At 56.7% G+C, this 10,728-nt stretch carries 10 protein-coding genes and 1 pseudogene; all 11 read right to left on the bottom strand.

The window, feature by feature from the left end:
* Window positions 1-148 precede the first annotated feature (148 nt).
* The gene (locus tag K5905_RS17495; protein WP_297586159.1) at window positions 149-1,210 is read right to left on the bottom strand and encodes an ABC transporter ATP-binding protein; all 1,062 of its coding nucleotides are present in this window, start codon (window positions 1,208-1,210) and stop codon (window positions 149-151) included.
* A gap of 4 nt (window positions 1,211-1,214) precedes the next feature.
* Window positions 1,215-2,057 carry a carbohydrate ABC transporter permease gene (locus K5905_RS17490; RefSeq protein WP_297586157.1) on the bottom strand — a complete coding sequence of 281 codons (843 nt, stop codon included), beginning with the start codon at window positions 2,055-2,057 and terminating at the stop codon, window positions 1,215-1,217.
* 8 nt (window positions 2,058-2,065) lie between these two features.
* On the bottom strand, window positions 2,066-2,929 hold the full coding sequence (locus K5905_RS17485; RefSeq protein WP_297586162.1) for a carbohydrate ABC transporter permease: 864 nt from the start codon (window positions 2,927-2,929) through the stop codon (window positions 2,066-2,068).
* 62 nt (window positions 2,930-2,991) lie between these two features.
* Window positions 2,992-4,248: a sugar ABC transporter substrate-binding protein gene (locus K5905_RS17480; protein ID WP_297586155.1), complete on the bottom strand. Its 1,257-nt coding sequence runs from the start codon at window positions 4,246-4,248 to the stop codon at window positions 2,992-2,994.
* A 42-nt stretch (window positions 4,249-4,290) separates the two neighbouring features.
* Complete coding sequence (locus tag K5905_RS17475; RefSeq protein ID WP_297586152.1) at window positions 4,291-5,454, bottom strand: aminotransferase class I/II-fold pyridoxal phosphate-dependent enzyme; 1,164 nt, start codon at window positions 5,452-5,454, stop codon at window positions 4,291-4,293.
* Entirely contained in the window at window positions 5,447-6,175 is a 729-nt protein-coding gene (locus tag K5905_RS17470; protein ID WP_297586149.1) for a FadR/GntR family transcriptional regulator, read from the bottom strand. Before K5905_RS17470 ends, K5905_RS17475 begins: the two co-directional genes overlap by 8 nt.
* A 342-nt stretch (window positions 6,176-6,517) precedes the next feature.
* A complete protein-coding gene (locus K5905_RS17465) occupies window positions 6,518-8,164 on the bottom strand; it encodes a dihydroxyacetone kinase subunit DhaK (protein ID WP_297586148.1) in 1,647 nt (548 codons plus the stop codon).
* A gap of 11 nt (window positions 8,165-8,175) precedes the next feature.
* The gene (locus tag K5905_RS17460) at window positions 8,176-9,171 is read right to left on the bottom strand and encodes an ABC transporter ATP-binding protein (RefSeq protein ID WP_297586146.1); all 996 of its coding nucleotides are present in this window, start codon (window positions 9,169-9,171) and stop codon (window positions 8,176-8,178) included.
* On the bottom strand, window positions 9,164-10,261 hold the full coding sequence (locus tag K5905_RS17455; RefSeq protein WP_297586144.1) for an ABC transporter ATP-binding protein: 1,098 nt from the start codon (window positions 10,259-10,261) through the stop codon (window positions 9,164-9,166). The genes K5905_RS17460 and K5905_RS17455 overlap by 8 nt, the downstream gene beginning before the upstream one ends.
* A gap of 5 nt (window positions 10,262-10,266) precedes the next feature.
* Window positions 10,267-10,455, bottom strand: coding sequence for a hypothetical protein (locus K5905_RS17450; protein ID WP_297586142.1), 189 nt, complete (start codon window positions 10,453-10,455; stop codon window positions 10,267-10,269).
* Window positions 10,452-10,728, bottom strand: a pseudogene (locus tag K5905_RS17445) (carbohydrate ABC transporter permease); the annotation flags it as partial. The pseudogene K5905_RS17445 and the gene K5905_RS17450, both read right to left, overlap by 4 nt.

The raw sequence follows: 10,728 nt of genomic DNA, 5'->3' as shown, positions 1-10,728 counted from the left end.
GATTTCATCCGCAATCGCATACACCCGATCGGAGGCATTGCCTCCATCGACACGAGCTTTGTGTATGGCACGGTCAAGAAAACGGCAGTTTTTCCGGCACTGGATTGAACCTGTCAGCACTGGAATCAGCAACGGCTTTCCAGTTTGCCTATGCGGCGAGACGCACTCCGTCAGGTCCGAACAGATGTGCCTTCTCAAGGTCAACGGCGATGTTGACGGCATCTCCGGTCTTCATCGGAAAGTGACCATGCTGGCGCACCAGCACAGGACCGACGCCGGGAATCTTGGCGTGGATGTTGGTGTCCGAACCCAGGTGTTCGACCAGTTCGGCGACACCCCTCATATGAGCTGCTTCCTCCGCCACAACATCAAGGTGTTCCGGACGGACGCCCAGTTCATGTGCCTGGCGTTGCCCTGTTTCCGACCCGACATTCAGAACCGTCCCGTCCTTCAGCTTTACCCCACCTTCGGACTGCACAACACCTAGAATGTTCATTGTCGGCGAACCGATAAATTGTGCCACGAATTTGTTGGAAGGCCGTTCATAGAGGTCAAGCGGTGTCCCGACCTGCTGAATATCGCCGGCATTCAAAACAACGATCCGATCTGCCAGCGTCAGGGCTTCCACCTGATCGTGAGTGACGTAAATCATGGTCGCATTCAGCCGCTGATGCAGCCTTGCGATTTCCAGGCGCATTTCGACCCTGAGTGCCGCATCAAGGTTGGAAAGCGGTTCGTCAAAAAGGAAAGCGCTCGGATCGCGAACGATTGCGCGCCCCATCGCAACCCGTTGCCGCTGACCACCGGACAGCGCGCGTGGCAGGCGCTCCGTCAAAGACGCCAGTCCAAGTGTTTGCGCCGCTTCGGCCACCTTGCGACCACGTTCTTCCTTTTGCGCTTTCCGGATTTCGAGCGAAAAACCCATGTTCCGCGAGACATCCATATGTGGGTAAAGCGCATAGGATTGGAAGACCATCGCCATGTCCCGGTCGCGTGGTGGGATTTCGTTCATGCGCGCGCCGTCGATCCTGAAATCGCCATCGGTGATCGGCTCCAGTCCGGCAATCATGCGGAGCAATGTGGACTTGCCGCATCCCGACGGACCGACCAGAACGATGAATTCACCGTCCTCGATGGTCAGGTTGATATCGCGCATGACCTCGACGGAGCCGTAGGCCTTGGCAATGTTGTGCAATTCGATCCGTGCCATTGGTCTAGCCTTTCACGGCACCAGAGGTCAGCCCCTGGACCAGATACCGTTGAATGAAGATGAAGAAGAGACAGGACGGGATCAGCGCGAGCACACCGGCCGCCATCATCTGTCCCCAGTCGACAGAGAATTTCGAAACGAAAGTGAGCAGTCCCACGGGAAAGGTCATCGTCTCGTTGGAATTGATCAGCATCAGCGCAAACAGTAGTTCGCTCCACGCCGCGGTAAAGATGAACCCGAGCGTTGCACCGAGCCCCGGCAGGGTCAGCGGCAGGATGATCTTGCGCAGCGCCTCAAACCGGGTGCATCCGTCGATCATTCCGGCCTCTTCCAGATCCTTCGGAATGCCGTCAAAGAAGGACTGCATGAGGAAAGTTGCAAAGGGAATGTTGAAGGCTGTGTAGACAATGATCAGGCTGGTCAGTGAATTGAGCAGGCCAAGCGCTGCGACGATCTTGTAGATCGGCGCAATGATCATCAGGAGCGGAAACATCTGGGTGATCAGCATAACTGCAATGACCAACCGCTTGCCGCGAAAATCGAACCGCGAGAACGCGTAGCCGGCGGCGGCAGCAATACAGGTGGTGATCGCCGCTGTGCCGATGGAAACGACCAGGCTGTTACGGAAATAGGCCAGAAAGTCGGTCTGCAGTAGCACCGTCCGAAAATTCTCGAAGGTGAACCGGCTCGGGACAAGTGCTGTCCCCTCGGTGAAGATCAGCTTGTCAGGCGTGATTGCGATTTTTGCAAGCCAGTAGAGCGGAAACAGGGCGAACAGGACATAAAAGCCCAGTGCCAGATATTTGCCGGTGACAGCCACAGGCGACGATTGGCGAAGAGTTCTCATGGCGCCCCTCAAATCTTGACAAGCTTGCGGCGCAGCACCAGCAGGATCACCGCATAAATCAGCAACAACCCGAGCAGGGCGACCGCAATGGCCGAAGCGTAACCGAAATCAAGCTTTCTGAAGGCTGTGGTGAAGATGTAGGTGGACAGGATCTGCGTCGAGTTGGCTGGACCGCCGCCGGTCATGACAAAAATCAGATCCGCAAAATTGGCAATCCAGATGGTGCGCAACATCACGGTGATCGCAATCATCGGTGCAAGAAACGGCAATGTGATCTTGGTGAACATCTGCCAGCTCGATGCACCGTCGATTTCAGCTGCTTCGTAAAGTTCACCTGGAATCGACTGCAGAGCCGCAAGCAGCGTTATCGCAAAAAACGGAATCCCGAACCAGACATTCGCAGTAATCGGGCCCCACATGGCCAGGTTCGGATCGCCCAGGATGTTGAACGGCTCGGAAAGAATGCCAAGGGCGGCAAGCCAGTGCGGCAGCGGTCCGATGGTCGGATTGAAGAGCCACGCCCAGGTGAGTGCCGACAGGAACGTGGGAACTGCCCAGGGCAGAAACACCAGAGCCTGAACCAGCCGCTTGCCGTAAAACTGCGTGTTCAGGAGCAAGGCAAGACCAAGGCCGAGAAAAAACTGGAACGTAATCGAACCAAGCGTCCACCAGAAGGTGTTGGTCAGCGCGAGCCAGAACTTCCGATCATTCCACAACGTCTGAAAGTTCTCCAGGCCCACCCAGCCCGACTGGAACGGGCGCAGCAAATTAACCGATTGAAATGCATATGAAATTCCAATCGCAAGGGGAACCAGCATCACCAGAGCAATCAGGATGATAGCCGGCGACAGATAAAGATAAGGCTCGACCATATAGCGGAAGTAGAACGAGCCGCGCGCCCGGGGTTCCCCGGACGCGCTGTCTGCAATCGCTGTCATTGTGCTTCTTTCCAGCGTGCATATTCTTCGGTCAGAAACTCTGCCCACTGGTCGGCAACATCCTGAGCACTGATCTGCCCCAGAAGAGCTTCCTGACTGGTTTCCAGTGCAATGGAGTCCGCAAAGTAACCGAACTGTTCCAGATAGGTCGGCATGACCGTCGGGATGTACTGGTCACCGTTCAGTGTCTCGAACCAACCGGCAAACTGCTCGGTTTTGAAATGCGGATCCTGTTCGGCGCCTTCATGGATCGGGATGACACCGACACGCTTCGCCCAGGTCTTGTTGGCTTCCGGGCTCGAAAGATGCGCAATGAGTTTCCAGGACAGATCCTCGTCCTTGGTGCTGTCGAACATCGCCCAACCCGCAAACCCGATTGTCGGGAATGCCTTGCCAGCCGGCCCGACAGGCATCGGCACCACGGCAAAGTCTTCCGCATCCATCCGTTCGGCTACCGCGATCAGCGCATCCGGGTCCTGATCCAGGAACGCACAGGTTCCGGAATAGAAACCGGCGACGATTTCATTGAAACCCCAGCTCACGGAATCCTTCGGCGCATAACCGTTCTGATACATATCGATCAGGAACTGGATGCCTTCGACAGATCCCGGCTGGTTGAGCGTACTCTTGCCCTCGTCGTCAAAGAAGATGTTGTCGCCGTTCATGGTCGCGGCCATCATGATCCAGCCGTTCAGGCCACCGGGCCCACCGCGAAGACAATAACCGTATTTGCCGTCGAGTTCGGACACTGCCTTGGAGGCAGCCATGAACTCTTCCATGGTTTGCGGCGGGTTTTCAACGCCCGCTTCTTCGAGCAGTTTTTTGTTGTAGAACAAGGCTCTCAGATAAAAACCATAGGGGATCAACCGGGCAGACTTGCCGTCGGTTTGCCGCCCCATGTCGAGTGTTTTCTGCGTCAGAGTATCACCGTGTTCCCAACCGGCAATCTTGCTGTTCAGATCGACAAGCTTGTCCTTGTAGATCCCTGCCCAGCGGTCCGGCATTTCAACAACGTCGGGAATATCTCCGCCAGCAACCATGGTTGCGAATTTTTCGAAAGCCTGACCCCATGGCAGAGAAACAATCTCGACTTCCGTACCCGGATTGGCCGCCTCAAACTCATCGACCAGACCCTGCAGGACTTCCGTCCGTTCCGGACTGGTGATGACTTCCACCAACTTCAGTGTTTCTGCATGCGCTGCGGTTGTCGCCATTACGGCAAGTGCACTGATGGCACCTAGTATTTTCCTCATAGTCTCCTCCGGTTTCCTGGTGTTTTTTGACACGCCTTATTTTTACTTGGCGCTTTGGCTGAGAGCCGTTTCGAAGTCGGCCCAAAGGTCTGCGGGGTCTTCAAGCCCCAGGCTGAGACGCACTATCCGGCCGGACACACCGAACCGTTGGAGAGAGTTTTCCTCCCCGGACTGATTGAGTGCGATTTGCGTCGGCAGAATAAGACTTTCAAACCCGCCCCAACTCACGCCGAGCCGGAACAGTTTCAGAGCGTCTGCAAAATTCGGAATGTTTATCGTGTCATCGAGTTCGACAGACAGGAGCCCTGAGCGCCCCGTCAATCCCGGCACCGTATTGGGTCCCGGAGACAACACGCGCTTGACAAGCGAGTGACGCGAAAGGTTGTCGACAAAAAAGTTGGCCGAAGCCTGGTGTTGTCGCATGCGGGCGCCGAGCGTCCGCAATCCTCGCGTCAGCAAAAAAGCTTCGAAGGGCGCAAGTTTACCGCCGAGAAGCGACAAGGACAGGTCACGGATCCGGTCGATCAATTCCGCTCTCGCAATCACGATACCTGCGACCGTGTCGGAATGCCCTGACAGGTATTTCGATGCCGAGTGGAGCACGATGTCAATTCCAAGTGTGAGCGGCCGTTGAAACACCGGCGTCGCCCAGGAATTGTCAATCACCGTCAGCGTTCCGTGTTTCTTCGCATGAGCGGCTACTCTCGGCAGATCCATTGCCTGAAAAACGACGGTATTCGGACTTTCCAGATAGGCGAGTTTTGCCCCTCTGAGCAGGTCCGGGCTGCTTTCCAATTCCTCTACCGAATGATAGGTGATCTCGACTCCAAACGGCCGCAGCAGCCGCTCAAAAAGACGGTAGGCATCGGGATAGACATGCTCGACACAGGCAATTCGGTCTCCCGGTTTGACGAGAGCGAAAATGGTAGAGGAAATAGCGGCCATTCCGGAAGCAAACGCAACAGCGGCATCGCCCTGCTCTGCCTCCGCAACCATTTTCTCAAGCACGGCAACCGTTGGGTTCTGGACCCGGGTGTAGAGCGGATCGTCGGACCGACCGGCCATCCGGTCTTCAAAAGCCTGATAATTATCGAACGAAAACAATGACGTCTGCACGATTGGCGGTACGACAGCCCCTCCAAAACCGGTTGCCGCAGCAGCCAACAGCGTGTCGATTGAGTATCCGTCCGAGAAAAAGTCAGCCATTGTGTTCCTCGGCAATTCCCTGGGTTTCTTCGCAAACCATGTCGATGATGCGTGCGGTTATCTCAGCGGCCTTGTCCTCATCGCCGGCGATGATCGCGTCAGCCAGCGGCCGGTGCAGCGGAATAGTTGCCTGACCCAGGTGAGGTTTGCCGAAGGGCGTCTCGTAAATGCCGTGAAAGCACTTCAGGATCTGCTCGATGATCTGCTCGAACAGTGAATTGCCGGTCGCTTCATGAACTGCCTTGTGAAAACGATGGTCGGCCGGACGCCAGTCTTCGCCCGCCTCATAGACAGCTATCAGCTCCGCCGCCCGGGCATTTATGATCCGGCGTTGGTCAGGCGTCGCCAGGCGCGTGGCAATCCGAACGGCTTCGATTTCCAGCGGACGACGCACCTGCTGCATGCGCAGCAGACTTTCCGCCTCATGCGTGATCGTCAACGCCATCCGCAAGGTGTTCCGGGCTATTTCCGCCGTCAGCCGTGTACCGGCCCCCTTGTTCCTGCTGACAACACCCATGCTTTCCCAGGTTTTCAACGTTTCGCGGATCGTTGACCGGCCAAATCCGAGCCGGCGGACCAGCTCCAGCTCAGGCGGCAGGCGATCACCAACCTTCAGCCCTTCATCCTCAATCAACTTGATAAGGGCATGCGGCACATCCTGAGGTTCATCAGCGTGCTGCGTATCGGGTGAAAGTTTTTTCCGCGGCGCTTTTTCCGGCATGGACCGATGTCGACCTTTCCGTTGTTTGATCGAACCATACCACTTTGTCAGACATTGTAAACATTATGTCAGACATAATTTCATTCAGCGGGGAAACCGCCTTAAAGAGCTGAAACAATTACCCTTTTCAATCTCATGAAATTAGAAAACTTCACCAACGGCAAAAAATTTTTTCCGAAATCCCGTTCTCATGGACTTTTGCAACTGGGTCTTCGTGCTCGCATGCAGAAAAATCCGACAGGCAAACGCATGCTTTGACAGGCTGGCTTTGCCGCTTCCAAAAACAAAAAAAGCAGACCGCGAAAGGCGCGGTCTGCCATCATTTTTTACCTGTTGAGGGTCTTAAGCCGTCTGTGCCGAGAGCGCCGGAGCATCACAAATTTGTTCGAAAAGACGGGCAACGGCTTCCGCGCCGGGATCGTTGTGACCGGAAAGGCTTGCCTCCGAAACATACGACGCCCTGCCCGCCCTTGCCCGGGTGATCCGCGCAGTAGCATCCGCGCCTTGCCGTGCTTCGAGGGCGGCGGCTTCGATCCCGCCTTCAAGTGCATTCAGGGCAGGCATCAACGCATCGATCATGGTCCGGTCTCCCGGTTTTGCACCGCCAACCTGCATGATCCGGTCAAGCCCGGCCTTCAGGGCTCCAATCGCATCCCGTCCGCTTGAGGAAGCGTCCCCCGCCGCGGCAAAAAAGATAGCCAGAAGCACTCCGGACGAGCCCCCCATTGTCTGACTGAGCTCCAGCCCGATAGCGCGATAAAGCTGAGTAAGATCGGCGAGCGGCAGCCGGTCCAATGCCCCGATCAAGGCCCGCGCGGCGGTCGCCAAAGTGCTCCCCGTATCCCCATCGCCCGACTTGGCATCCAGTGCATTCAAGTCGGCTTCCGCATCAATCAGTATGTTGCAGCACCGTTCGATGAAAAGGCGCGTTTCTTCGTTTTTCGACGGCAGCGGCTGGATCGGAGTCAGGCCGTCGGGCAGCGGCAACACCGAAACAGACCCGAGCGGCAGGCAACCGGGCCAGACCCAGGGTGCGACAGGTGCCTGGAGAGCTGCTTCGTCCGCGGCACTGACCGGTAACAAGGAAACTGAAAACCCGTGCATATCCAGTGAGGTCATCATGGCAGCAGGCCCGATCAGCCAGCGGATCTGACCGCCAATGCGTGACAGCGTCAATTCCTCCGCAAGAACAGCCATTTCTAGCGGTGTCGTGCTGCCGAGATTGTTCAAGATTGCGACATGCGGACCAGGCGCTAGATTGGGCGCCAACCGGTCGACCACCATGGCCATTGCAACCTTGGCATTGGAATAGCTCACCTGCTCAATGCCGGCCTCACCGTGGATGCCGAGACCCAGCTCTGCCTTTCCGCTTTCGATCCTGTCTTCCTTGGGAGAACCGGGGATCGTGCAGGTGTCCAGAGACATGCCGATGGAAACGGCACCTTCGATTACCCGCTTTGCCGCACCTGTGACCGTTTCAAGATCTGCGCCCTGGTCGGCAAGGGCGCCTGCGATCTTGTGGACGAACAACGTACCGGCGACACCGCGTGCCTGCGGCAGATCCGGCAAGGCCACGTCGTCATCTACGATGACCATGTTCACCTTTAGACCAAAGGCGCGCGCCCTTTCCGCTGCCAGTCCGAAATTCAATCGGTCGCCGGTATAGTTCTTCACAATCAGGAGGCAACCCGCCTTTCCAGTGACGGAAAGGATACCGGCCAGAACCGCATCAACGGATGGCGATGCAAAAACCTCACCGCAAACCGCTGCCGTCAGCATGCCCTGGCCGACGAACCCGGCATGGCTCGGTTCGTGGCCCGATCCACCACCGGAGACCAGTGCCACTTTGGATTTGTCCCAATCGGTTCGAACGACAACCTTGATGTGCGGATATCCATCCAGCCGTGCCAAGCGCCCTCCGGCCGTTCGCAGGGTTCCGTCAATGGCCTCGGTGACGAGAGTTTCCTTGGTGTTGATGAACTGCTTCATATCTCGTCTCCTCAGGCGATACGCGCGCCGCTGTTGTCAAAGAAAAGCGGATTGCGCGGTTGAATGGCAAGTGTATCGCCCGGTTCAATGTCTCTGCTGTTGTCCGAAAGGGTAACAATATCATGGCCCTCAAGCGTGAGATGCAGACGAATCTGATCGCCGAGATGCTCGACACGCTTCACCCTGCTCGCCTTGCCTTCACCTTGCGCAATATGCTCCGGCCTCAGACCCATCTTTCTGGCGCCATAAGGCGCTCCTGCAAACAGGTCGGCAGGCAACACGTTGATACGCGGCTGCCCCAGACGCCCGGCCACATAGAGATTGGCCGGATCTTCATAGATCTCTCGAGGTGAGCCGAACTGCACGAGCCTGCCATGATCGAGGACACCGATATGCGTCGCCATGGTCATCGCCTCGATCTGATCATGCGTCACGTAAAGCAGTGTCGCTCCCAGATTTGCCTGGATACGCTTCAATTCGATACGCAGATCGGATCGCAATTTGGCGTCCAGGGAGCTCAATGGCTCATCCATCAGATATATGGAAGGATCACGCACCAGCGCCCTGCCGATGGAAACGCGTTGCATCTCCCCGCCTGACAACGCCGTTGCCTTGTTGTTGAGCTTGTGTGAAATCCGCAGAACCTCGGCGACGTTGGCCACCTTTCGTTCGATCTCCGGTTCCGGTGTCTTCAGCAATGGTGAGCGCAACGGAAACGCAAGATTGTCGCGAACGCTCAAGTGGGGATAGAGCGAATACTGCTGAAACACCATGGCAACATTCCGTTGAGCCGGTGTGTCGCCAATAACCGAACGTCCGCTGACGACAACATCGCCACTATCCGGCTGCTCAAGTCCCGCGATCAATCGCAGGATGGACGTCTTGCCGGCTCCGGTCGGACCGAGCAACGTGACAAAGGCTCCGTTGGGAATTGTCATCGTGACGTCATCGACCGCGACGGTCGACCCGAATGTCTTTGATAGACCGGTTAACCTGACTTCAGCCATGAGACAACACTCCTTCATTCAGTTCGGAGCGCAGCGCCCGTCCGGACTGGTTGTCGAACAGGGTCACCATGCCGCCGTCGAAATCCAGACCCACATGCTCTCCGGGACGTACGCTCCGATCTGAGGGAACCCGGGCCTTGAGTTCGCCGTTGGCGGTTTTCAAAGTCACGATCTGCGTGGTTCCCAGATACTCTGCCGCCAGAACTTCTCCGCGGTAGGTGCCGTCATCTTTGAGCGAAATATGTTCAGGCCGGATGCCGTAGACCAGATCCCCCTCAAAAGGCTCCTGGAGCTGGGAGACAGCAAGCTCCTCATGCCCCATCAACACCGATTTTGAACCGGCATGAACCTGACCATGGAATCTCAGGAAGTTCATGGACGGCGACCCGATAAACTCGGCAACGAACATCGTGGCCGGCTTGTCGTAAATGTCCTGAGGTGTGCCGAATTGCTCAATGACGCCGTGGTTCATGACCACAATCTTGTCACCCATCTGCATGGCTTCCAGTTGATCGTGGGTAACATAGACAGTCGTTGCCTGCATCCGGTCATGAAGCGCACGCAACTCCTCCGCCATGTGCTCGCGAAACTCGGCATCGAGCGCGCCAAGAGGCTCGTCCATCATGAAGGCTTTCGGATCGCGAACGATGGCCCGACCAAGGGCAACCCTCTGCCGGTCTCCCCCGGACAGGCCACCAACCGGCCGGTCGAGGATATCGCCAATGCCAAGAATACGGGAAACCTCGCCGACCCTGGCCGACACTTCCCGCTTCGACATCCCCTGACTCACCAGCGGATAACTGATGTTCTTGCGCACATTCATGTGCGGATAAAGCGCAAACATCTGAAACACGAAGGCAATGTCACGTTTGCTTGCGGGCATTTGCCCGACTTCCTCGCCATCGATATAGATTTCACCGGAAGTGGGCAGTTCCAGACCGGCAATCATGCGAAGGGTCGTGGTCTTGCCACATCCCGAAGGACCGAGGAGCATGAAGAATTCCCCGTCCTCGATCTTGAAGGATGACGACTGCACAGCTGTGAAGTCTCCGAATTCCTTCCTGAGGTTTCTGATTACAATCTCAGCCATGACATTTATTCCGGAAAGTGGCTGACGACGATGAACATCACCGTGCCCGTCAGCGTGACAATGAAGGAATAGGTGTAGGCCCACAGAACAAGTGGCTGCATCAGCATGATCACACCAACCGCGATCAAAATGGATGCGAGCAGTTCCCAGGCCCCACGGCGAAAATGGACCAATCCGCTGACAAAAGCGCTCATTTGCGTACCGCCCCAAAGGTTATGCCGCGCAGGAGATGCTTGCGAAGCAGGATTGTGAAGACCATGACCGGCACAAGGAACAGGGTTGCGCCCGCGGCAACGGCGGGCCAGTCCTGCCCGCCCACGCCGATGATGGTCGGGATAAAGGGAGGCGCGGTCTGGGCGGTGCCTGACGTCAACAGAACTGCAAAGGCATATTCGTTCCACGAGAAGATCAGACAGAAGATTGCCGTTGACGCGATCCCGGTAGCGGCCTGCGGCAGCACCACTTTG

It is taken from the genome of Roseibium sp. (genome assembly GCF_025698965.1).
In the GTDB taxonomy this organism is placed as follows: Bacteria; Pseudomonadota; Alphaproteobacteria; order Rhizobiales; family Stappiaceae; genus Roseibium.
The sequence above is the reverse complement of the archived record's forward strand: the minus strand, read 5'-3'. Positions and strand labels throughout refer to the sequence as shown.